This window comes from Paraburkholderia sp. BCC1885 (assembly GCF_900996235.1).
Taxonomy (GTDB): Bacteria; Pseudomonadota; Gammaproteobacteria; order Burkholderiales; family Burkholderiaceae; genus Paraburkholderia.
This window is the reverse complement of the sequence record NZ_CAAJGM010000221.1, coordinates 15,289-36,503: the sequence shown is the minus strand read 5'-3', so window position 1 is coordinate 36,503 and position 21,215 is coordinate 15,289. Positions and strand designations below refer to the sequence as shown.

Below are 21,215 nucleotides of genomic sequence, written 5' to 3'. Positions count from 1 at the left end.
ACTCCCGCTTGCGCGTTCGTTTGGTCGTCAAATCCAATCCCAGATTAGCTTGTCTCATGCCCAAATCGTCGCAGTCGACGGCATATTTGGCAACTCAATTCCTGCATGATTTATGCAGACCTTCCACAGACATTGGTGGTCGTGTGAGCGGATCGGGGACCGTTCGGACGGCGCCATAAAAAAGCCCGCCGGTCGGGGCGGGCTAAGCTGAGGAGATTCACACAACAAACCTCACGGGGGATGAGGTGAATCCAGTGTAGCTTCGTATGAGGCAGATTGGGTTTCATAAGCTCTTACAGCTATTACGCTCCGTGACGAGGCCCCGTGTGGGCCGGGTTACGGAGCGTTTTTACTTTGGAGCGCGGGTAATTTTGCTTAAGCGCGAGTATGGATTTGCCCGGGCGACACGGCCTGCAGCGATTTGAATCCCACCCATCCCCAGTAGACGCGATGATGGACAATCAACCCGTCGGCCAGATCCATCATTTCCACCAGGTCGACCTGATCGCCGTCCGGCGTGTGTCGCGGATACTCCCACGTGAGCTGTCTGCCGTTGCAAAAGAACGTGCCGGTGCGATACCAGCGACCCAGGCCGTTGGAAGGCGCGCGCAGACCGGCATCGAAGAATGCGCGGATATCCGGCTTGCCGGTCAGGATGCCGCTCTGGCGGTCCCGCGATGTGGCAAGGACGAGTGGGCTTTCGAAGATGGCGGCGTCGGCATACAGCGCCATGAGCGCGTCGAGATCGCGCTTCTGGACCGACTCGTGCCATTGGTCGTAGATGTGGCGAATCTCGGCTTGCGTGGCCTCGGTCATGATCAGTTTCCGTCGTCGTGGTAGGACTTCGAGTCTAGAACTCGCCCCGACGGAATGTTTCGATCCGTGTCGAACGATGCAGACCGAAGCTAGTGAATCACGAGCGCGTTCGATTGCACGTTGCCCGCACCCGAGACGATATTTGCGCCGACATTGCCGCTGACATGGGACAACGCTCCGGCGCCGAGTGTGGCGCTCGTGCTGCCGGTGAGCGATGCCGCGGCGTGGGCGTCCTGCAGCGTGTTGACGTCGGCGGCGGGCGAACCGACGAGGGCGATCTGGTTGGACTGCGCATTCAGCGCGCCGGCGGCGACATTGATGCCGGCGCTGCCGGTCGCCCCGCGCAATACATCCGTGCCGACGGAGGCCAGCGATGACGGTAGGGTCGCGCTGCCGTTCGTCTGCTGGACGGTGGTTAGCTTCGTGGTGCCGAACAGCGAGGCGACATCCGGATCGGTAGACGCCAGCGCGTTGACGAGAGCGGGCGAGGCGCCGATGCCGACCGACACGAGCAGGGTAACGAGGGGGCGAAGTTTCATGGGGGACTCCCGGACGAGTTTTGGAGGGACTCGTAACTGTGATATCGGCGGGGAGGAGGGGGAACTTGAGGGGGCGGAGGATTGCTCTTTCGGCATGCGTGAATCAAAAAAGCCCCGCAGAATTTCTTCTCCGGGGCTTTTTGAATCGTGGCGGAGGCGGTGAGATTCGAACTCACGGAAGGATCACTCCTTCGCCGGTTTTCAAGACCGGTGCCTTAAACCGCTCGGCCACACCTCCAAGCCCGAAATTGTAACCTGAAATCTGCCCGCTACGGCAACCCCAGGCGCAATCATCACGCGTTTACGGCTCCGGATCCTTCAAAAACAGGCCCTGTAGATCGTTCAGAAAAGCCTGTCCAAGCGGCGTCGGCGCAATCTTTTCATGATCGCGCACGATCAGTCCGCGCCGTTCCGCTTCCTGCAACGCCGGCTCGATGGATGTCATCGACATACCCGTTCGCTCGATGAACCGGTGCACCGGAAATCCCTCCACTAGCCGCAGCGCGTTCAACATGAATTCGAACGGCAGATCGCGCGTCCCGACCTCATTCTCTTCATGCACCGGCATGCCCGCCTTGGCCTGCTCGATGAAGGTGGTCGGATGCTTGTAACGCATCTGCCGCAGGATGCGGTTGGGAAACGACAGCTTGGTATGCGCGCCCGCGCCAATCCCCAGATAGTCGCCAAAGCGCCAGTAGTTCAGATTGTGCTGGCTCTGCCGATGCGGCTGCGCATACGCCGACACCTCATAGCGCCCGTAGCCCGCCGCCGCGGTGCGTTCGTGGATCCAGTCCTGCATATCGGCGGACGAATCGTCGTCCGGCAATGCGGGCGGAAATTTCGCAAACAGCGTGTTCGGTTCGAGCGTCAGGTGATACAGCGAGAGATGCGGCGGCGTGAACGACAGCGCCGTTTCGATATCCGTCTGACACTCCGCGAGCGTCTGCTGCGGCAGCGCGAACATCAGGTCGAGATTGAAGTTGTCGAAGGTGTTGGCCGCAACTTCCACCGCGTGATGCGCCTGCTTCGAATCGTGGATTCGTCCCAGCGCCTTCAGATGCGCCTCGTTGAAACTCTGGATTCCCACCGACAGGCGGTTCACGCCGCTCGCACGAAACTGCGCGAACTTGTCCGCTTCGAACGTGCCGGGGTTGGCTTCGAGCGTGATCTCGGCGTCGGCGTCGAGCGGCAGCAGGGCGCGCACGTCCGAGAGCAGCCGGTCGAGTCCCGCCGCCGACAGCAAACTGGGCGTGCCGCCGCCGATGAACACCGTATGCACCTGACGCCCCCACACGAGCGGCAATGCCAGTTCGAGATCCGTGCGCAGCGCGTCGAGATATTCGGTTTCGGGAAACGCGTCGCCCTTCCACTCGTGCGAATTGAAATCGCAATAAGGACACTTGCGCACGCACCACGGAAAATGCACGTATAGCGCGAGCGGCGGCAAGGACGTGAGGTGGATGCGGCCCGGCGCAGTGAACGCTTTGATCACGCCGGCGCCGCGCTGGCCGGCGGGCTGAATGGGAATCACGCTTCCTCCGTCAGGCGCGCGAGCAGTTGCCGCAGCGCGATCGCACGATGGCTGCTGGTGTTTTTCACGGCCGGATCGAGCTCGGCCGCGGTCGCATTCAGATCGGGCAGAAAGAAGTGCGGGTCGTAACCGAAGCCGTGCGCGCCGCGCGGGGTATCGATGATCTGCCCTGGCCAGCGGCCTTCGGCGATCAACGGCTCGGGGTCGTCGGCGTGGCGCACGAGAACCAGGGCGCAGAAATAGTAGGCGCGGCGATCGGCTGCGCCCTGCAGTTGTTCGACGAGACGCGCGTTATTGGCCGCATCGCTTTTCGGGCCGCCGGCCAGTTGCGCATAGCGCGCCGAATACACGCCCGGGGCGCCTCGCAGCGCACGCACGCACAGACCGGAATCGTCGGCGAGTGCGGGCAGCCCCGTGAGCTTGGCCGCATGACGCGCCTTCGTCAGCGCGTTCTCGACGAAGGTCGGATAGGGCTCTTCCGCTTCCGGCACATTGAGCGTGCCTTGCGGAATCAGTTCGACGCCGGCCGCGCCGAGCAACGCCGCGAACTCGCGCAGTTTGCCTGGGTTATTCGAAGCCAGCACCACTTTGCCGAGTGGCGCAGGCCGCGGCTCGTGTCCTTGCGCCGCCGCGCCGCCGGCATGTTGACGATCACTCACCCTGCCACTCCAAGCGCTGCTTTCTGTTTCGCAACCAGCGTGCGGATGCCGTCGCTGGCGAGGTCGAGCAGTGCATTCATTTCATCGCGCGAGAACGGCGTGCCTTCTGCGGTGCCCTGAACTTCGACGAAGCCGCCCGCGCCCGTCATCACCACGTTCATGTCTGTGTCGCACTGCGAATCTTCGTCGTAGTCGAGATCCAGCACCGGCAGGCCGTTGTAGACGCCCACCGAAATCGCCGCGACGAAGTCCGTAATCGGCGATTGTTCGATCTTGCCGCTGGCGAGCAGCTTCGTCACCGCGTCGTGCGCAGCGACAAATGCGCCGGTGATGCTGGCCGTGCGCGTGCCGCCGTCGGCCTGGATCACGTCGCAATCGAGATTCATGGTCCGTTGGCCGAGCTTCTCGAGATCGAACACCGAGCGCAGCGCCCGGCCGATCAGCCGCTGGATTTCCTGGGTGCGGCCGGTCTGCTTGCCGCGCGCGGCTTCGCGGTCGTTACGGGTGTTGGTGGCGCGCGGCAGCATGCCGTATTCGGCGGTGAGCCAGCCCTGGCCGCGGTCGCGCAGGAAGCCCGGCACGCTTTCGCTGACGCTCGCCGTGCAGATCACCTTGGTGTCGCCGAATTCGACCAGCACCGAGCCCTCCGCATGCTTCGTATAGTGACGCGTGATGCGCACATCGCGCAGTTGGTCGGCGCGGCGGCCGCTGGGGCGGTCTTTGGCAAAGGCGGTGGTGTCGTTCATCGGGTGTCGTTCATCCATTAGGGATCGGGATGGAGAGAGGGCGGAGGGAAACCGCGATTTTACCGCCGATCGGTTGGCCCGGCTCCCCGCGCGCGCCGGAAGTCTCTATGAGATGGCCTTGCCGCCAAAAATGGGATAATGCGGCTTCCCCGCCCCGCGTCTCGTACACGCCGGGCGCTTCGACTCCCTGGCTAGCCCATCCACGGCACGGCCTCCATCGCGAGACAAATGATGATCTACAGCATGACTGGCTATGCGAGCGCCACGCGCGAACTCGCAGCGGCCTCAGGCAACGGCGGCGTGAGCGTCTCGGTTGAACTGCGCACGGTGAATTCGCGCTTCCTCGATCTGAACTTTCGCATGCCCGAAGACGTGCGGGTCTGCGAGCCGACTCTGCGCGAAATGCTGATGAACAAGCTCTTGCGCGGCAAGGTGGATATTCGTATCAATCTGCAACGCAGCGAACAGTCGGCCAACGCCGGCGCGATCAATCATGAGGCGCTGACTCAGCTCGCGCTGCTGGAGCGCGCGGTGGTCAACGCGTTTCCGGAGGCCGGCCGTCTGCGGACCGGCGAAATCCTGCGCTGGCCGGGTGTGCTGACCGAAAGCGGCGTGGCCGCCGAAACGCTGCGCGACGCGGTGCTGGCGTGCGGCAAACAGGCGATCGTCGATCTGATCGACGTGCGCGCCCGCGAAGGCGCCCAACTGGCGACGATGCTGCTCGCCAACGTCACGGAGATGGAAGCGATCGTCGCGAAGATCACGCCGCTTGTGCCGGAGTTGATCACGAAGCATCAGCAGAAGATCGTCGAGCGGCTGCAGGAAGCGCTGGGCATCGCCGCGCCCGATACGGTGACGACCAGCATCTCGCGTGAGGAAATCGCCGAGCGGATCCGCCAGGAAGTGACGATGTACGGCATCCGCATCGACATCACCGAGGAGCTGTCGCGCCTCACGGCTCATCTGAACGAAACGCGTCATGTGATCGAGAAGGGCGGCAAGGTAGGCAAGCGGCTCGACTTCATGATGCAGGAGCTCAACCGCGAAGCCAACACGCTCGGCTCGAAGGCCGCCGCGAAGGAACTGGCGGATGCCTCGATGACCCTGAAGCTGCTCATCGAACAGATGCGCGAGCAGGTACAGAATCTGGAGTAAATTTCGAGCCACTCTCGGATAACGATTGCAATGACCGACCACACAAGCGAAACCAGCGCACGCCACAATCCTTATGCCGGCGCTTATCCCGGCAACCTGTTCATGGTGGTCGCGCCGTCGGGCGCGGGCAAGTCGACGCTCGTCAACGCGCTGCTCGCGCGCGACGCGGCGATCCGCCTGTCGATCTCCTACACGACGCGCCCGCCGCGTCCCAAGGAGAAAGACGGCGAGCATTACCACTTCACGACGGTCGACGATTTTCTGAAGCGCCACGCGGAAGGCGAGTTCCTCGAAAGCGCGGAAGTGCACGGCAACTACTACGCCACTTCGCGTCTGTGGATCGAAGAGCAGATGAAAAGCGGCCATGACGTGCTGCTGGAAATCGACTGGCAGGGCGCGCAACAGGTCAAGAAACAGTTTCGCAATGCCGTCGAAATTTTCATTCTGCCGCCTTCGCTCGAAGCGCTCGAAGAGCGTCTGAAGAAGCGCGGTCAGGATGAGCCGAACGTGATCACGCGGCGCCTGCTGGCGGCCGGTAGCGAGATCGCGCATTCGGCTGAAGCGGAGTTCGTGGTGATCAACGAGAACTTCGACCGTGCGCTGGCCGAACTGCAGTGTCTGGTTGCTTCGACGCGCCTGCGCTTCGCCTCGCAATACGCACGCCACACGGACCTTTTTGTGCAGCTTGGCATCCACCTCCCGCATACGTGATCGCGGCGGGGTACCGAGCACATAAGGTAGAATAAGCAACATACTGAGAAGGAATCCAACATGGCCCGCATTACCGTCGAAGACTGTCTGAAAATGATCCCGAATCGCTTCGAACTGGCGCTTGCCGCAACGTATCGCGCACGCCAGCTCGCACAAGGCCACACGCCGAAGATCGAAAGCCGCGACAAGCCTACCGTCGTCGCGCTGCGCGAAATCGCGGCTGGCCAGGTCGGCGTCGAAATGCTGAAGAAGGTGCCGGTCTAAGGCACGCTTCATCCGCATCTGATTGCCATGTAATTGAACACACGCGTGCAGACCGGCGTCCAACCTGATACGGAGGCGAACATGAGCACCAATCCCTCGTCTCCCGTTTCGGAAGTGGAACACGAAGCCCACGAAGGCGACTCACCGGCCTCGGCACGCAAGTACATCGACGCGGTCCTCGAACAGTCGTTTCGCCATCTGTTCGGGCCGACCGCTACGCCGGAGCAGCCGCGCCGGCACGACGTCGTTTCGATCGCCAAGCTGACCACTGCCCTGTCCGGCTATCTGTCGCCGGAAGAGATCAAGGAAGTCAAGGCGGCGTTCCACTTCAGCGACGAAGCCCATCTCGGGCAGTATCGCCAGAGCGGCGAACCCTATATCACGCACCCGGTTGCCGTCGCGGAAATCTGCGCCAGCTGGAAGCTCGACGCCCAGTCGATCATGGCGGCATTGCTGCATGACGTGATGGAAGATCAGGGCGTGACCAAGGCCGAACTCGCCGAGCGCTTCGGAGCGAAGGTCGCGGAACTGGTCGACGGTTTGTCGAAACTCGACAAGATGGAGTTTCGCAATCGCGAGGAAGCGCAAGCGGAGAATTTCCGCAAGATGCTGCTCGCGATGGCGCGCGACGTGCGCGTGATTCTGGTGAAGCTGGCCGACCGGCTGCACAACATGCGCACCCTCGGCGCGGTGCCGCCGGAAAAACGCCGCCGCGTGGCGCGCGAAACGCTGGATATCTACGCGCCGATCGCTCACCGGCTCGGCCTGAACAATACCTATCGCGAACTGCAGGACCTGAGCTTCGCGAACTTCAACCCGCATCGTTACGCCACGCTCGAGAAAGCCGTCAAGGCGGCGCGCGGCAACCGGCGGGAAGTGGTCGGCAAGATTCTGGAGTCGGTGCAGCGCGCCATTGCGGACGCGAAGCTCGACGCCGAAGTGACCGGCCGCGAAAAGACCATCTTCAGCATCTACAAGAAGATGCGCGACAAGCAGTTGTCGTTCTCGCAAGTGCTGGACGTGTATGGGTTCCGCGTGGTGGTCGACAGCGCGCTGGAGTGCTACACCTGCATCGGCGCGCTGCATGCGCTCTACAAGCCGGTGCCGGGCAAGTTCAAGGACTACATCGCCATTCCGAAGGTGAACGGCTACCAGTCGCTGCATACCACGCTGGTGGGGCCGTTCGGTGCGCCGATCGAGTTTCAGGTGCGCACCCGCAAGATGCACGAAATCGCCGAAGCGGGCGTCGCCGCGCACTGGCTGTACAAGAACGGCGGTGCGGATCTGAACGACGTGCAGAAACGCGCGCATCAATGGCTCAAGTCGCTGCTCGACATCCAGAGCGAAGCGGGCGATTCGAGCGAATTCCTCGAGCACGTGAAGATCGATCTGTTCCCGGATGCGGTCTACGTGTTCACGCCAAAGTCGAAGATCATGGCGCTGCCGCGCGGCGCCACCGCCCTCGACTTTGCGTATTCGATCCACAGCGACCTCGGCAACCAGTGCGTCGCGGTGAAGATCAACAATGAATTGCTGCCGTTGCGTACCGAGCTGAAGAGCGGCGACATCGTCGAAGTGATCACGGCGCCGTATTCGAAGCCGAATCCGGCGTGGCTCGGGTTTGTGCGCAGCGGCAAGGCGCGCTCGGCCATTCGTCACTATCTGAAGACGATGCGGCTGAACGAATCGGTGCAACTGGGCGAACGGCTGGTCGACCAGGCGCTGAAGGGCTACGACCTCGCGCTTTCCGAAGTGACGCCGGAAGCGTGGGAAAAGCTGGTGCAGTGGACCGGCAACAAGAGCCGCCAGGAAATTTTTGCGGATATCGGCCTCGGCCGGCGGGTGGCGGCGGTGATGGCCAAGCGCATCGAGGTGCTCATGAGTGGGCGCGACGCCGACGACGACAGTCCGCGCTCCGAATCCGGCCATACGTCGCACGCGCCGCCGGTGGTGATCACCGGCACCGAAGGTATGTCCGTCCAGCTCTCGGCCTGCTGCCGGCCGATTCCGGGCGACGACATCATGGGCTATATCGGTATTGGCCTCGGCATGGCTATCCACACCACCGACTGCCGGGTCGCCCAGCGTATCCACAAGCGCGATCCGGGCCGCTGGATCGACGTGGCGTGGGCGCCGCAGCCGGGACGTCTGTTCGACGTGGCGGTGAAGGTGCTGGTCAAGAACACCAAGGGCGTTTTTGCCCGCGTGGCGGCTGATATCACCTCGGCCGACGCGAACATCGTCCATATTGCAATGGACGAAGACCTGTCGCAGGAATCCACGGTCTTGCGCTTCGTGATCCAGGTGAGCGACCGGGTGCATCTCGCCAACGTCATGCGCCGGGTGCGGACCAATCCGGACGTGATGCGCATCGCGCGCGAACGGCCAAGCGAAGAGGGGCATCACCGTCACGACGGCGGCATGCGTATTGATCGCGAAAGGGCCGATTATTGACGGGCTGGGCTAAGGCCAGGGCCGCTGGGTCGCCTTGGCTTGCCCATGTCAGCACAGCACACGCCACACTGAACACTTACGCCGGATTCGAGTCTCACCCTTTCCTTCAGGGGGAATGCGATGAACGTAGCGGACTTGACCGGCATGGCGCTCGACTATTGGGTCGCGCGCAGCCTGCACGACTTCGTGCGCGAAATTCACTTTACTGACAGCGGCGAGACCGTCTCGATCCGGGGCGAGGATCGCGGACATCCGTGGGATGGGCGCTTTACGCCGTCTACTTCGTGGGAGGCAGCCGCTGTCGTGCTGGAACGCGCCCAGCGGCTGGAAGTGCGGGAGCATGTGAACCGTCAGTCGGCGGTTTGTGTCGCCGACTTCGAAGGGAGCCACAAGACCACGGAGGGGCGCGGCGACACGCTGCGGGTCGCGCTGTTGCGTGCGTTCGTGGCGAGCCGCTTCGGCGATACGGTGGATGACGTACTGCAGCAGTCTCAGGCGCTCAGTGGCTTAAAAGCGGAGCTAATTGGGGAAGAGACGCGCGATCTCCCTGTAGAAGACATACCCACGCCGGACGGGCAGATCGGTGATATTCAGTCGGCGCCCCGGTGATACTTCCGGCGTGCGGAGTCTGCCATTGCGCTCGGACGGGTTAGCGGCGCTCGCCGCATAATGTTCGGAATCGTCGAACCAAAAAACAAAGGGCCTTCCAGATGGAAGGCCCCTTACAGGTGGTGCGGCTGGCAGGATTCGAACCCACGACCCCTTGGTTCGTAGCCAAGTACTCTATCCAACTGAGCTACAGCCGCACGCTAAACGGGTACAACGCGGGTAGATCAAACATACCCCGGTGAAACAGAAGGGCCTCCCCGGAGGGAGGCCCTCGAAATAAGTGGTGCGGCTGGCAGGATTCGAACCCACGACCCCTTGGTTCGTAGCCAAGTACTCTATCCAACTGAGCTACAGCCGCACGCAGAAACGGGATTATAGCAAAGCCCAAGAAAAAGGGAAGACGCAAACTGCGATTTGTCTCATTGTCCTGATCGTGTAACCTTGATGGGCAGGGTTTGCTGCAGTCTATGGAAGATCATGAATAAGGCCTTTGTTAAAGAGTCGAGCGAAGAGAATGACGACGATCTCGACGCCGCACAACCCGCGATTCCCGCCGGTGCGAAAAACTACATTACGCCCGCCGGTTATCGCCGGCTACGCGATGAACTGCTGCATCTGATCGACGAAGCGCGTCCGGAGGTGGTGAAGCTGGTGTCGTGGGCGGCGTCGAACGGTGATCGCTCGGAAAACGGTGACTACATCTATGGGAAGCGGCGTCTGCGCGAAATCGATCGGCGCATTCGTTTTCTGACCAAGCGTCTCGATCTGGCGGAAGTGGTGGACAGCAGCAAGCAGGAGAACGTCGACCAGGTGTTTTTCGGCGCGACCGTCGACTATGGGACGCAGGACGGTGAGATTCACACGATTACGATCGTCGGCGTCGATGAGGTCGACCTCGATCATGGGCGGGTGAGCTGGATCTCGCCGGTTGCGCGCGCGCTGGTGAAAGCGAAGATCGGTGACCAGGTTACGCTGCATACGCCTGCGGGGCCGGAGCCGATCGATGTGATCGATGTCCGCTATCCGCCGCCGGATCTGGGTGGCTAGGTGGGGTAGTCGTGGGGCGTAGGGCGCTCCTCTGGGGAGGCTCTATCGCCCAGGACGTCTACAGGCCTCGCTACAGCGCATTTCGGGGCATATCAGCGCGTATGTCTCGTCCCTAAGCACTTTCTCCAGAACGAAAAAAAGGCGCCGCAAGCGGCGCCTTTCAATACTGCTACAACCTGATGCTTAGAAGCGGGTACGCAGACCTGCCGTCACAGCCACCTGGTTGTTGTTCGCCGAAGCGTTCAGACCATTGATGTCGGCGTTCAGGTTCGTGCCGTCCTGGCTCACGTGCTGATATTCGCCTTGCAGGTACACGTCCGTGCGCTTCGACAGAGCGTACGAAGCCTGGGCGTTAACCTGGTTCCACTTCGGGTTCGCGCCTTCGATGCTCGATTGCGTGTACGTGTAACCAGCAGCCAGGCTCAGAGCCGGCGTCAGTTGGTAACGGCCGTTCACTTCGAAGTTCTGGAAGTGGCCGCTCGTCACGTCGCCGAAGTTGATGCCGTTGCTCAGGCCGGAATTCGACGGGCTCACGCCGACGAAGTTGTTCAGGTTGCTCTGCGTGTACACGAAAGCAGCCGTTGCCGGGCCAAACGCGTAGCTGATGCCAGCGCCGAACGTGCGTTGACGGCCTGCGACCAGCGAGTTGTCGCTGCCGATTGCACCGCCGGAGTTGCTCACTGCCGTGACCGGGTTTGCAGCCGCGCCGATTGCGCCGATGTTGTTGTTCAGTTGTAGGTACGCAGCCGAAACATTCAGGCCGCCGTAGTTGTACGAACCACCCAGGCTGTATGCACGGTTGTTCGAGAACTCGCCAGCTGCGTTCGAGAAGCCATACAGGCCGCCGAACTTGAAGCCGCTGTAGTTTGCGCTTTGGAACTTGATCGAGTTGTCAACGCGGAACGAGTTGTCCAGGTTGTCGTTGTCGAACGGGTGAGCCGTGAACGTGCCGCCATACTGGTTGCCCGTCAGTGCCAACGGTCCCAGATAGTCCACCACGCTGTCATATTGACGGCCGAGGGTCACGGCGCCGAATTGGCTGCTTGCCAGACCAACGAATGCCTGACGGCCGAACAGACGGCTGTTCTGACGCAGACCGCCGGTGTCGACGTTGAAGCCGTTTTCCAACGTGAAGATTGCCTTCAGGCCGCCGCCGAGGTCTTCAGAGCCGCGCAGGCCCCAACGGCTCGTGTTGATGGCGCCATCCGTTGCTTGCCAGTTCGAATGGCCGGTCGTGCCGGAAACGCGCTGGTTGTTCGTGTAGGTGATGCCTGCATCGATCAGGCCGTACAGCGTAACGCTGCTTTGTGCATGAGCTGCAGTTGCAAAAACGCCCGTGAGGGCCGCGACCATGAGTGTCTTTTTCATCTTTGTAACTCCGAGAACAGGATGGGCTTTGGAAACCCAGGCTTCAAGGAAACGTCACGCTTGCGCTGCGAGAGGCGATGAACTGCGTGAAAACGCGCGGTACATCAAGCGCGCTTGTTTCCGGACAGGCAGAGTGTAGGGACGTGGTCGGCCAGCGGGCATTCCGATTTGCGCAATAAAGTATTCCTTGACGCGCAATTATTGGCGATGTTCGTCCGAGCCTTGCTGGAGAAGGCTTTGCGCCAGCTGGAAGGGTAGGGGGTGATTGTGTCAACCGTGGTGCGTTGCTCAATTGCTACATGAAACGACGCAAAAAAACAACGGAAAAACAATGAAAAATCGTCATTGTTGGTGGAAGTGCAATAGATGATTGCCGATTGCACCGCCAATTTCTGGATGGCGCGGCGGTATACTGGACTTTCTGCTTTTCGAAGCGGACTTTTTCGTTGACGAAAAAGATCTCCAAACCTTTGTCGGCGCGACTTCCCAGTCGCGCTTTTTTTGTCCCGTTGCTGGGATTTTTTAGCGAATTTCGCTGGCCAGTTCTGCTGTCGCGAAATCCGCCCCTCCTGCCACGCTCCAGTCTTCCATTACATAGTGCCGAGCGTCCATCGGGGAAGACAGCAGGTTTTGCCAGTGATCGCCGTGCCACATTGGATCGAAGTCGAATACGGAGTTGGGGGCTGCGGGTGTCGTTCCGTTAGCGGGGGACTTGTGAATCGAGTGACTGAGCCAGGCGGTGAGGCGGTGGAGTTCATTCAGTAGCATGGCAATCTCCTGATACGTACTGCGCTTAACCATCATGCTGGGCGCCGTTTACTGGAACAACCCGGACAAACACTTACGAATGTCATGTTTTGTTACAGTTGGCGGGAGAATTTTCCTGATTATGCAAAATGGAGCATTGCAGAGTAAGAATGACATCGGATTATTCTGTTCTTACTTAAGAAGGGCCCATTTATTGAGCCGCATCAGGCGCCGTTTCCTTATGGTTTAACCTGATAAGCGTCAATTAAAAATTCTCTTGACGATCTATCTTTCTTCCCCGTATAACGGCAAAGCTGGATTCTCGATTGGCAGTTGTGATGAGTTATCACCTCTACGCCCCTATCTCAGGCATATCGTAATCGGCATGAGGGCATTGCCCGTTTTAATCAAAAATCTCGAGGGAAACTGGAATATGGAAACCGGTATCGTAAAATGGTTCAACGATGCTAAGGGCTTTGGCTTCATCACATCGGACTCCGGCGGTGACGACCTGTTTGCGCACTTCTCAGAAATTCGTAGCGAAGGTTTCAAGTCGCTCAAGGAAAACCAGCGCGTCTCCTTCGAAGTGAAGACGGGCCCCAAGGGCAAGCAGGCAGCAAACATTCAGCCCCTGTAAGTTGGCCGTTTCGCGCTCAGTCCATGTACTGAATGTCGGAGCGAAGAAAAAGCCCTCGCGATGACGAGGGCTTTTTTATGCGTGAACGGAATGTGTTTGCGCATTTTTTCGTTTACACGCTGACAGTGGCATCCCGCGCATCCGGCATGCTGGAATCGGGTATAAGAGACCTCAGTTTGAAGTTGCATTCAATCATCGCAACTTGGCGACATCCAGTAATCGCGATTCACCCAGGGTTTTCGAGTATAAAAGCAACAAAGTTTTGCGGAGTAGCGCCATGAAACATAATCGCGCCCCTCACAATCAAGAACCTGAAAGAGGCGTCCGAAGCGCCGCCGTTTGCCCCCGCTAGCGTTAAAACGCCCCTGCCACCCGCATCTTCGCGTGCCAACTGGTGCATACTTGCCGCAAACTTCGCACCGAAATCTACCTTTCCTCATGCCTGAACAGCTTCTGCAGAACCCCGCGATCGATACGCCGATCGTGTTTGTCGATCTCGAGACCACCGGCGGTTCAACCGGCGAGCATCGCATCACCGAAGTCGGTGTCGTCGAAGTGGGGGCGGAGGGTGTCTCGCGCTGGAGTACGCTGGTGGATCCGCAGCAGCCGATTCCGCCATTTATCCAGCAACTGACCGGCATTACCGACGCCATGGTGCGCGGCGCGCCCACCTTCGACTCCATCGCTCCTGGGCTTTTCGAGCGGCTCGATGGCAAGCTGTTTGTTGCGCATAACGCAAGTTTCGACCGCGGTTTCCTGCGCAGCGAGTTCCGACGCGCGGGTCTGGCTTTCAATCCGGATGTGCTGTGTACGGTGCGCCTGTCGCGCGCGCTTTTTCCGGCGGAAAAGCGGCACGGCCTCGACGCCCTCGTCGAACGTCACGCGCTGGTCCCCTCTGACCGCCACCGCGCCTTGGCTGACGCCGATCTGCTGTGGCAGTTTTGGCAGCGTCTGCATGGGTTGGTCCCGGTCGAGACATTGCAGATGCAGATCGAGCGCACGCTCCGCCGCTATCGGCTGGCGGGCGAGATCACGGAAGATCTGCTGGACACGGCGCCAGCCGGCTGTGGCATCTATGCTTTCTTTGGCGAAGGGGATGTGCCGCTCTATGTCGGACGCAGTGTGCGGGTCCGACAGCGCCTGCGCTCGCATCTGACGGGCGAGCGTCGATCTTCGAAGGATATGCGGCTGGCCCAGCAAGTACGGCGGGTGGAATGGCTGGCGACGGGCGGCGAACTGGGTGCCATGCTCGCGGAGGCTCAATGGATCGCGACGCTGCGGCCGGGGCAAAACCGTCTGCCGCGCATTGCGAAAAGCGATCCTGTCGATGCCCCTTGGCCATTCGACGGTCCAATTGTGTTTGAAGAACGCGATGCAGAGGTGCAAGCGCGCGCCTTTCATGTAATCGACCGCTGGCGCTACGTCGGCCATGCGCCGACGCTCGCCGAGGCGGCGAGTCTGCACGCATCGCGCTCGAGCGCGGTGGGCGTCACCGGTGGGTTCGAACTCTCTACCTACCGCATTCTGCAGACGCATCTTGCACGTGGTCTGCGGGTGATGCCGCTTGGCGTTTCCACCGCCGTAAGCACTGCCAGCGTCGCCTAGGCCGCTTAGCCGGTTGCGCCGACCCCGCCCGATTCGCACACGTGACCGAGTGCATGGGTGAGGGCGCCCGAGCGCGCGGAGTCATAGCGCGTGAGTGTCTTCCAGTTAGCAATGCCTTGTGCGACGCGTGACGGACAGTCGTCCGCCACGCGCAGCGTCTGCACGCGCGCGAGCCCGGCGATCAGCGACTTGGTGAGCTGATCGAGTTGCGGACGGGTGCTGGTGGCGAGGTCGGGCGGCGCCCCTTCGGGCGGTCGGGTGCTGCGCCATGTGGCGAAAAGCGCGTTTTGCACTTCCTTGCTGGCGTCGATCTGGTCTTGAAAGAATGCTCGCGCGAACGCCGGGTCGACTTGCGCGGCGGCGGCGCGCCGGGTGACGTCGGCGAGCAAGGCGGCTTCACGCGGCGGATCGGTGATGTCCTGATGATGGGCCCATTTCCAGCGCGCCACCGGTTCGGCCAGCGTGAGCCGCTGCGAGACGAGTGAGATGAGATTGGTCAAGGCGGTGTCATCGCTGTCAGCATGCGCCGGTGCGGGCGCAAGAGCCAGTGCGGCTGACAGCGCGAGCGCACCCAGCACGCCACTACGGTACAAACGGTTCATGAGCATGGACGACCGGACGGTCGAAGCGGAAAAGCCAGAGAATAAACGATGCGGACGGGAGGCGGCGTGGCTTGAGACGCGTAACCATCCACGCAGGGCTAGCCCAGCGTGCACGACGGCCGGCTAATGCCGGCGGCCGCCACCGACGTAGGAGGCGCGCGCATCCTCAGCGGCGACGTGCAAAAAGCGCCGCCCCGATGTTGCAGCGCGCCAGCCGAGGGCTATTTCTGCTCGCACGACTTGCGTTGTTCGTCGAAGAACGCGCGAACATGCTCAGGCAGTTCGGCGCCGAGGAACTCAACACCAGCGGGTTCCGGATCCGGACTGAAAACTTTATCCGGGGTCGGAATCTTGGGCGGTTTGGCATCCATGACATTTCTCCTGTACGAACCGATTATCTGCCTCGGTCCCCGTTTTGCGCCAGTGCTGCAATCGCGCAACACAGCTTTTCATTCGCGGTTTGTTGCTTTAACGGCACATCATCACTTGGCTTGAATTCGATTGAATAGAATTTAACGCTCGTGCTGTTTCTGGCCAGTTGTCCGGTCGTTGTGCCGTGGTGCTTTGGTCCGCCTGCCGGCGCGCTGCGCGTTTAACACTCGCCTGCGGCGCGGAATTGCTGCGCCGCAACGGGACGTGTACGTGCATTATCGCGGCGATTAATCATCAGGAGCCTTAAGCAATTTTCTTTGCTGCATTGCGGTACCGTTGCTCCGCATCTTTGCTTAATTCGAAATTCGCAACGGCATGCCTGTTTTTAGGTTAACGACGCTTTCACGATTTCCGTTGACGCGTTTGACGTTGTTTTTACCTATAACCACGAAAGGACAAATGCACGTTGCATCTGGCCAGTCGCTGCAGACTAACCGAGCCCCCAAAGCAAAAAGCCCAGTCACGAGGACTGGGCTTTTTGCTTGAATCTGTTGGTGCCGGAAAGAGGAATCGAACCCCCGACCTTCGCATTACGAATGCGTTTTTCATGGTAGGTAAGGAGAGTCTGCGATAACTGAAGATCAATAAGTTCAGCAACTTACGTGACGTTTGACGAAATTTCCAATCGCTGGCTATCCCGTGCTTTCATTGTCGCTGTGCCATCAGTGTGCCAGCGCTGCAACGGCGAAGCAATGCCTATCTAGTCGATGATGTTGGGGAGGTCCCGAGTGCGCCACATTTTTGTGGGCTGATATAACCTAGTCTAGTTTCGCACCCCATTTCTTGACTATTGCGAAGCCTTGACTACCCTTATTCGAGAAAACGCACGACACGTTGCTCGCGAAATCATTCATATGTCGGGGGCCCCGTTATGCACCATCCTTCGTCGTAACCCCCGGCTCGCCGTACCGCTCTGTCTCACTGCTTATACGCCGTCGGCATGGTGGGAGTGATTTGTCTGTGAAGCGGAGACGAGCATGCATGTCTTGAAACAGTTCATGCTTAGTGGTTTGTTGGTTCTTGCTTTGGGCGGATGAACGACGTCGTGGAGCGATAGCCAAGTACGAACGCAAGTTGAGGCGAACAGCGATACCGCGCAGTACGTTCCCGTCGAAGTAAAAAATATGGGAGGACGTCGGTGACACAGCCTTTCAGCTTTCAAACCCGACATCTCGTCTGTGCGATTCCAGTTTTGCTTGCGCTGCTAACCGTCACGCCGGTGGTTCAGGCCACCTGTACGGGATCTTATTCGAATATCCCCGTACATGCGCCGGCACAGGTGGCCGGCGTGACACCGGTGCCGCTCGCTTCGGCGTTACCCGCGTTCGCTCAGGGAGTTGGCGGATTCACTCAGTGTTCCGTGATCGGGTTTTCCGCTACGACCGATCCCTCTGGGGCATTCGAGGGGCCGGTTCCGCTGATGAATGATCTGTATGGCGACGGTTACGGGCTAGATGCGACTTTCGTGTCGTATTGGATATACGTTACCGGTGACGTGGCGCCGATGGTCATTCTCTCGCTTGGAACTGACACGGTTCTCCCGGTTCAGGCGTCGGCTGGCAAGATATTTGGCGGTAGCGCGCTTGTCAACATGCGTTTGGCCGCGGGGGCCGCAGGCATCCAGGTCGTTGGCGCACTACCTAACAGCGCGATTAGCGTGAACCTATATGTCACAGGAACCGCCTATCCGCTTCCAGGCTATGTGCCAAATAATCCCCCGTCAAAGTAGTGGCCGCCGCCGATGTCCGACTTAATAGTCAAGCGTATCAACTAGATGTCGGTTGACGCGAGCGCGGTCCTCCCGACGGTAGCAGTTTGATGCGGCACGAGATCCCCGACAGGTACCTCAGTATGAATTCAAAAAACGGACTTCGGTATCGGCAAGTGCTGACAATGAGAGCATGGGCTTCGTTGGTGCTAGCTTACTCAGCGATTTTTGCCAGCTTGGAGGGATGCCAGATTCCCTCGCCCCCATTTGAAGCTCTGCCGCCCGCTAACGAGGAGACGCTCAAGACAAGTGATGTTCGAGCTGCGCTCAAGAGGGATGACCCTGCCCCTGCCTCTGACCCTGTCGCTGAAGACAAGAAAGTGGACCGCTGGGTTGATAAAAAAATTGACGCCTATTCGAGAACTGATAGCCAACCCGCCAACCAGTCTCCCACTGTGCAGATGTTAGTTGACCATATTTCATGCGAGCTATACCGCGCAGTACGCGACCATCTGGTACCCGTCGACCAAAACGGAAAGCCCTTGCCAGGAGGCACGCCCGAATCAATTGCACTTTGGAAACATATTGGGGAAGATAATTTTGTAGCAGCCTTTGATATGACACTTACTGTTACTCACAACGAAGGCCTAAACCCGTCACTCGCTCACATCACTCCTCTATATAGTCTCACTTCATCAACATTTAATCGAACTCTGTCGGCCGGAGGGCAACTTACGTTGACTCAGGACCGGGACATCGATATCAACTACGTCATCGATATTGGCAAACTTCTCGGTGATAAAGGTGTTCAGTATCGTTGCGATGGTGCCCGCGCAGATGGCGGTGTCCGAACAGAGGGCGGATTAACTCTAGGCCTTGAGGGTGACCTAGGATTCGAGGAAATACTCGCAAATGGACTCGTTACGGCTGAAGCCACACAGCGCTTTAATCTCTACGGATCGTCAGGGCCCAAGTATGCGGCCGACACGGTAGATGGGTCGCTTACTGAGCACCCGCCCATCGGTGCAAGTCAACCACCAGCCGGTACAGCTGCGTCATCACTTACGCCGCACATTGAAAGCCAATTGCTAGGCGCCTTCGGCGAGCTGCAACCGGCTGCAAAACCGGCCGCACCTGCCAAAGCCGCGAAAAGTGCAGGATTCGGTGCAGCGAGTGCGGGCGGACTAGGCTCAACGACAGTGTCGTTCTCATCAATCATCGATTTTGACCTTGTCTGGGGACTAAATGCTGGATATAACTGGACATTAGTTCACTTTAAAGGCCCGAGTGGCGGTGGTGGTGGTTCCGGCAGCGGTGGTTCGAATGGTGGTTCGAGTGGTGGCGGCGGCAGTGGATCGCTCATCAATTGGTCGCGGTCAACCATGGACAGCCTATCAGTAACGTTTACCCCCACCTGTCGGAACGACTCGCTGCAGCTTCAAGACGAAATTGTTGGCCCCACTTATGGTCAGAATCTTGGTAATGGCGCGAAGCTGGATCCCACCCTTACCTCTGAGCAGGCAAGCAACGCTGGCATAAGTATCAAATCGATCGATCTCACTAGCATTGTCCCTGCCCGAAAGAAGTGGCAAGGGCCGATCTCGTTTAGTGACAACACAAAATCCCCGATAGTCTTCGGGTTTGGGGGCAAACAATTTCCAAAGGGACCCTCAAGCGGTATTGTCACTTGGAGCTACGGCTATTTCGATACAGCTACTCCATTGGTCGCGCTACAAGGCAGCATTACAGGAATCTTTCCATCATCTGGAAATTCGGCGATCTCCCTTGTCGGAGAGCAGATAGATCCTACGCACTTCAAATGGACTGCAACAATATCAACCGACATTCACAAGGCCTTCGAGCTTGATCCAAGCACAGCGAATTACTGGGAATCTATTCCAGGTTGTTCAACGATCACGGCAGGTCAAGTTCAAGGCGTCGTCAACAATGCACAAAGCCAAAATTTACTGATCAGGTTGTTCAGGAGCAACGCACCATAGCGCGATGGTCAACGGAAAATATCGGTCTCGCAATCGGGAGTCGTGTTTTTATCTGATTCATTGACGGATATTTAGTCATGCCCGTAATTGCGTAGCCAGTTCCTTCATCTGGTTATCAGAACCGGCGAGCAGTAGATCTAGACGATGCGATTTTTGATCGGCTTGGCCGTGATGGCCCTCTGCCAACACCAGCAAATATTAAGTCCGGTATGTGTAGGGACTCGCGGTCTTCGTGGTCTAGCCCACACACAAGCGGGTTCTGCGGTGATACTGTCGTGAAGGTCCGACGTACCACAATTCACTGACTTCTCTGGCACTAGCTTCTTAGTCTACCGTCAGCGCGAGGCACTCACCTAACGACAGCATTGATCCGTTCTTTGGCCGTCCTTAACATGGTAGACGGGACATGAAAAGCAATTTTTCGCTCGACAAGACCATCGCCGGAATAATATTACTGGGCGCATTTCTCTCAGTCGTGGCCGTTACTATGACCTACGGCGGAATTTCGAACCTTCCAGTGAACTTTGTTCGTTTTTTTGATCTTGATGCTCGGCAGGCTTTCACCACGTCAACTGCGGGGAGTGTGCCAAACTTGAACACGGAGTACGCAGGCATACTGATCGGCATTTTAGTTTCAGCGTGGCTCAACGTTCTTGGTCAAACTGAGCATCGAGTCAGGAAAGCGTTTAAGCGACTGGTGTTTTCGGGAATCGTGGCCGCTATATTTTTCAATCATTTTTCTGACGCTATCTCTTGTGGCGCAGTTTTAACAGCGGGATATATCAGTAACCTTGCCATTGCGTTTACATTGGGGTTTACTACTGATGAACTCGCGCTGAAGATAGCGCGTATTGCGAGGACGCTCCAAATTGACGGCCCAGAAAATTAAGCGTTTACGATGGTTTCTCCTCGTGACGCTTGTTCTTTTCAGTACTGGCGTAATAGCACTAAGTGTCTATGTCTCCGACCGGTCGAACCGTGGATATGAGGTGGTGCATGTCGCCGACCAATTGCCTCGAGGAATGGAGGTATATTGGGGTTGCCCACAAGGCGACGGTCAAGGACGTGTACTTGGCACATTTCAATTAACGGGAAATCGGTGGCCCAAAATCCTTCACAGTCCACAGGGTTACCTGCTGATATCTACCGATGACCCACCAGTGAAGGGTATGAGCGGTTGCGCTGTCGTCAACAAAACGGTCAACCCCGTTGGGATGATTCAAGGGGTCACTAGAGATCCTTTCGTTTTGTCCCAATTAGGTGTCTCGGGAAGTGCTGTAGTCATTGCTTCGTTCGTGACGAAGAGTCAATTTTGCCCATGGCTAATTCCATGCTAACGAATAATGATAACGATACTACCGGCGAACGCCTGCAAGGGCCGATGAAGGAACGTTCGTCTTCGCTAATCGGATGACCGGAAGCAAAGTGGGGCCGACGTCTGAACGTCCGATTGACGGGACGAGCTAATGCCGCTTCCTGGCTGCACTCGATCCAGTGCGGATTAAATAACACGGTGCGACGTAAGTCGGCCTGCGTCGGGCACAGGTCGATCCATCTCCGACATTGGTTGCCACTGCGCTGAGCG

Annotated in this window: 20 protein-coding genes and 3 tRNA genes; 11 read left to right on the top strand and 12 right to left on the bottom strand. The window is 58.8% G+C overall.

The annotated features are described in order from the left end of the window. Positions 1-375 precede the first annotated feature (375 nt). The 6 genes from FQ755_RS26545 to rph all read right to left on the bottom strand — a co-directional run bounded on the left by FQ755_RS26545 (position 376) and on the right by rph (position 4,291). Entirely contained in the window at positions 376-816 is a 441-nt protein-coding gene (locus FQ755_RS26545) for a nuclear transport factor 2 family protein (RefSeq protein WP_144157982.1), read from the bottom strand. An 89-nt stretch (positions 817-905) separates the two neighbouring features. Continuing rightward, positions 906-1,355 carry a hypothetical protein gene (locus FQ755_RS26540; RefSeq protein ID WP_144157981.1) on the bottom strand — a complete coding sequence of 150 codons (450 nt, stop codon included), beginning with the start codon at positions 1,353-1,355 and terminating at the stop codon, positions 906-908. 148 nt (positions 1,356-1,503) lie between these two features. Beyond that, positions 1,504-1,593: transfer RNA gene (locus FQ755_RS26535), tRNA-Ser, on the bottom strand. A gap of 63 nt (positions 1,594-1,656) precedes the next feature. Then, positions 1,657-2,877 carry a radical SAM family heme chaperone HemW gene (gene hemW, locus FQ755_RS26530; RefSeq protein WP_409937697.1) on the bottom strand — a complete coding sequence of 407 codons (1,221 nt, stop codon included), beginning with the start codon at positions 2,875-2,877 and terminating at the stop codon, positions 1,657-1,659. 5 nt (positions 2,878-2,882) lie between these two features. Further along, complete coding sequence (gene rdgB / locus FQ755_RS26525) at positions 2,883-3,473, bottom strand: RdgB/HAM1 family non-canonical purine NTP pyrophosphatase (RefSeq protein ID WP_409937696.1); 591 nt, start codon at positions 3,471-3,473, stop codon at positions 2,883-2,885. 68 nt (positions 3,474-3,541) lie between these two features. Further along, positions 3,542-4,291, bottom strand: a complete 750-nt coding sequence (gene rph / locus FQ755_RS26520) for a ribonuclease PH (RefSeq protein WP_144157978.1) — start codon at positions 4,289-4,291, stop codon at positions 3,542-3,544. Positions 4,292-4,522: 231 nt separating this feature from the next. On the opposite strand from rph, the gene FQ755_RS26515 reads away from it, so the two are divergent. The 5 genes from FQ755_RS26515 (at position 4,523) to FQ755_RS26495 (ending at position 9,484) form a co-directional block, all read left to right on the top strand. Then, positions 4,523-5,446, top strand: a complete 924-nt coding sequence (locus tag FQ755_RS26515) for a YicC/YloC family endoribonuclease (protein ID WP_144157987.1) — start codon at positions 4,523-4,525, stop codon at positions 5,444-5,446. A 30-nt stretch (positions 5,447-5,476) separates the two neighbouring features. Then, positions 5,477-6,157: a guanylate kinase gene (gene gmk / locus FQ755_RS26510; RefSeq protein ID WP_144157977.1), complete on the top strand. Its 681-nt coding sequence runs from the start codon at positions 5,477-5,479 to the stop codon at positions 6,155-6,157. A gap of 60 nt (positions 6,158-6,217) precedes the next feature. Further along, positions 6,218-6,421, top strand: coding sequence for a DNA-directed RNA polymerase subunit omega (gene rpoZ / locus FQ755_RS26505; protein WP_031359151.1), 204 nt, complete (start codon positions 6,218-6,220; stop codon positions 6,419-6,421). An 81-nt stretch (positions 6,422-6,502) separates the two neighbouring features. Then, positions 6,503-8,875, top strand: coding sequence for a RelA/SpoT family protein (locus FQ755_RS26500; RefSeq protein WP_144157976.1), 2,373 nt, complete (start codon positions 6,503-6,505; stop codon positions 8,873-8,875). Between the two features lie 120 nt (positions 8,876-8,995). After that, positions 8,996-9,484: a phage protein NinX family protein gene (locus FQ755_RS26495; protein WP_144157975.1), complete on the top strand. Its 489-nt coding sequence runs from the start codon at positions 8,996-8,998 to the stop codon at positions 9,482-9,484. Positions 9,485-9,604: 120 nt separating this feature from the next. Here the strand turns inward: FQ755_RS26495 and FQ755_RS26490 are convergent. Together FQ755_RS26490 and FQ755_RS26485 are read right to left on the bottom strand one after the other, a co-directional pair. Beyond that, positions 9,605-9,681 (bottom strand) — tRNA-Arg (locus tag FQ755_RS26490). 84 nt (positions 9,682-9,765) lie between these two features. Beyond that, positions 9,766-9,842, bottom strand: a tRNA-Arg gene (locus FQ755_RS26485). A 119-nt stretch (positions 9,843-9,961) separates the two neighbouring features. On the opposite strand from FQ755_RS26485, the gene greB reads away from it, so the two are divergent. Then, the gene (gene greB, locus FQ755_RS26480) at positions 9,962-10,531 is read left to right on the top strand and encodes a transcription elongation factor GreB (RefSeq protein ID WP_144157974.1); all 570 of its coding nucleotides are present in this window, start codon (positions 9,962-9,964) and stop codon (positions 10,529-10,531) included. 183 nt (positions 10,532-10,714) lie between these two features. Here the strand turns inward: greB and FQ755_RS26475 are convergent, their stop codons facing one another. Further along, the gene (locus tag FQ755_RS26475) at positions 10,715-11,899 is read right to left on the bottom strand and encodes a porin (RefSeq protein ID WP_144157973.1); all 1,185 of its coding nucleotides are present in this window, start codon (positions 11,897-11,899) and stop codon (positions 10,715-10,717) included. Positions 11,900-12,421: 522 nt separating this feature from the next. Beyond that, complete coding sequence (locus FQ755_RS26470) at positions 12,422-12,667, bottom strand: hypothetical protein (RefSeq protein WP_144157972.1); 246 nt, start codon at positions 12,665-12,667, stop codon at positions 12,422-12,424. A 412-nt stretch (positions 12,668-13,079) separates the two neighbouring features. Here FQ755_RS26470 and FQ755_RS26465 point away from each other — a divergent pair, with 412 nt between their 5' ends. Both FQ755_RS26465 and FQ755_RS26460 read left to right on the top strand, forming a co-directional pair. Further along, positions 13,080-13,283: a cold-shock protein gene (locus tag FQ755_RS26465; RefSeq protein WP_074300443.1), complete on the top strand. Its 204-nt coding sequence runs from the start codon at positions 13,080-13,082 to the stop codon at positions 13,281-13,283. A gap of 438 nt (positions 13,284-13,721) precedes the next feature. Further along, positions 13,722-14,888: an exonuclease domain-containing protein gene (locus FQ755_RS26460; protein ID WP_144157971.1), complete on the top strand. Its 1,167-nt coding sequence runs from the start codon at positions 13,722-13,724 to the stop codon at positions 14,886-14,888. A gap of 5 nt (positions 14,889-14,893) precedes the next feature. Here FQ755_RS26460 and FQ755_RS26455 read toward each other — a convergent pair whose 3' ends face one another. Next, positions 14,894-15,490 carry a chorismate mutase gene (locus FQ755_RS26455; protein WP_144157970.1) on the bottom strand — a complete coding sequence of 199 codons (597 nt, stop codon included), beginning with the start codon at positions 15,488-15,490 and terminating at the stop codon, positions 14,894-14,896. A gap of 221 nt (positions 15,491-15,711) precedes the next feature. Then, positions 15,712-15,861 carry a hypothetical protein gene (locus FQ755_RS37615; protein WP_171991723.1) on the bottom strand — a complete coding sequence of 50 codons (150 nt, stop codon included), beginning with the start codon at positions 15,859-15,861 and terminating at the stop codon, positions 15,712-15,714. A 1,199-nt stretch (positions 15,862-17,060) separates the two neighbouring features. Between FQ755_RS37615 and FQ755_RS26450 the strand changes: the two genes are divergently transcribed. The 3 genes from FQ755_RS26450 (at position 17,061) to FQ755_RS26440 (ending at position 20,519) form a co-directional block, all read left to right on the top strand. After that, a complete protein-coding gene (locus FQ755_RS26450; protein ID WP_144157969.1) occupies positions 17,061-17,651 on the top strand; it encodes a hypothetical protein in 591 nt (196 codons plus the stop codon). A 122-nt stretch (positions 17,652-17,773) separates the two neighbouring features. Beyond that, positions 17,774-19,630, top strand: a complete 1,857-nt coding sequence (locus tag FQ755_RS26445; protein ID WP_144157968.1) for a hypothetical protein — start codon at positions 17,774-17,776, stop codon at positions 19,628-19,630. A gap of 406 nt (positions 19,631-20,036) precedes the next feature. Next, positions 20,037-20,519, top strand: coding sequence for a hypothetical protein (locus tag FQ755_RS26440; RefSeq protein ID WP_144157967.1), 483 nt, complete (start codon positions 20,037-20,039; stop codon positions 20,517-20,519). The last annotated feature ends 696 nt before the right edge of the window (positions 20,520-21,215 follow it).

What these genes read in the sequence shown, in the direction of transcription:
- FQ755_RS37615 (WP_171991723.1), bottom strand. Translation starts at nt 15,861, where the DNA reads ATGGATGCCAAACCGCCCAAGATTCCGACCCCGGATAAAGTTTTCAGT.
- FQ755_RS26455 (WP_144157970.1), bottom strand. Translation starts at nt 15,490, where the DNA reads ATGAACCGTTTGTACCGTAGTGGCGTGCTGGGTGCGCTCGCGCTGTCA.
- FQ755_RS26440 (WP_144157967.1), top strand. Translation starts at nt 20,037, where the DNA reads ATGAAAAGCAATTTTTCGCTCGACAAGACCATCGCCGGAATAATATTA.
- FQ755_RS26460 (WP_144157971.1), top strand. Translation starts at nt 13,722, where the DNA reads ATGCCTGAACAGCTTCTGCAGAACCCCGCGATCGATACGCCGATCGTG.
- FQ755_RS26465 (WP_074300443.1), top strand. Translation starts at nt 13,080, where the DNA reads ATGGAAACCGGTATCGTAAAATGGTTCAACGATGCTAAGGGCTTTGGC.
- rph (WP_144157978.1), bottom strand. Translation starts at nt 4,291, where the DNA reads ATGAACGACACCACCGCCTTTGCCAAAGACCGCCCCAGCGGCCGCCGC.
- FQ755_RS26500 (WP_144157976.1), top strand. Translation starts at nt 6,503, where the DNA reads ATGAGCACCAATCCCTCGTCTCCCGTTTCGGAAGTGGAACACGAAGCC.
- greB (WP_144157974.1), top strand. Translation starts at nt 9,962, where the DNA reads ATGAATAAGGCCTTTGTTAAAGAGTCGAGCGAAGAGAATGACGACGAT.
- FQ755_RS26445 (WP_144157968.1), top strand. Translation starts at nt 17,774, where the DNA reads ATGAATTCAAAAAACGGACTTCGGTATCGGCAAGTGCTGACAATGAGA.
- FQ755_RS26545 (WP_144157982.1), bottom strand. Translation starts at nt 816, where the DNA reads ATGACCGAGGCCACGCAAGCCGAGATTCGCCACATCTACGACCAATGG.
- FQ755_RS26495 (WP_144157975.1), top strand. Translation starts at nt 8,996, where the DNA reads ATGAACGTAGCGGACTTGACCGGCATGGCGCTCGACTATTGGGTCGCG.
- FQ755_RS26475 (WP_144157973.1), bottom strand. Translation starts at nt 11,899, where the DNA reads ATGAAAAAGACACTCATGGTCGCGGCCCTCACGGGCGTTTTTGCAACT.
- FQ755_RS26470 (WP_144157972.1), bottom strand. Translation starts at nt 12,667, where the DNA reads ATGCTACTGAATGAACTCCACCGCCTCACCGCCTGGCTCAGTCACTCG.
- FQ755_RS26515 (WP_144157987.1), top strand. Translation starts at nt 4,523, where the DNA reads ATGATCTACAGCATGACTGGCTATGCGAGCGCCACGCGCGAACTCGCA.
- rpoZ (WP_031359151.1), top strand. Translation starts at nt 6,218, where the DNA reads ATGGCCCGCATTACCGTCGAAGACTGTCTGAAAATGATCCCGAATCGC.
- gmk (WP_144157977.1), top strand. Translation starts at nt 5,477, where the DNA reads ATGACCGACCACACAAGCGAAACCAGCGCACGCCACAATCCTTATGCC.
- FQ755_RS26540 (WP_144157981.1), bottom strand. Translation starts at nt 1,355, where the DNA reads ATGAAACTTCGCCCCCTCGTTACCCTGCTCGTGTCGGTCGGCATCGGC.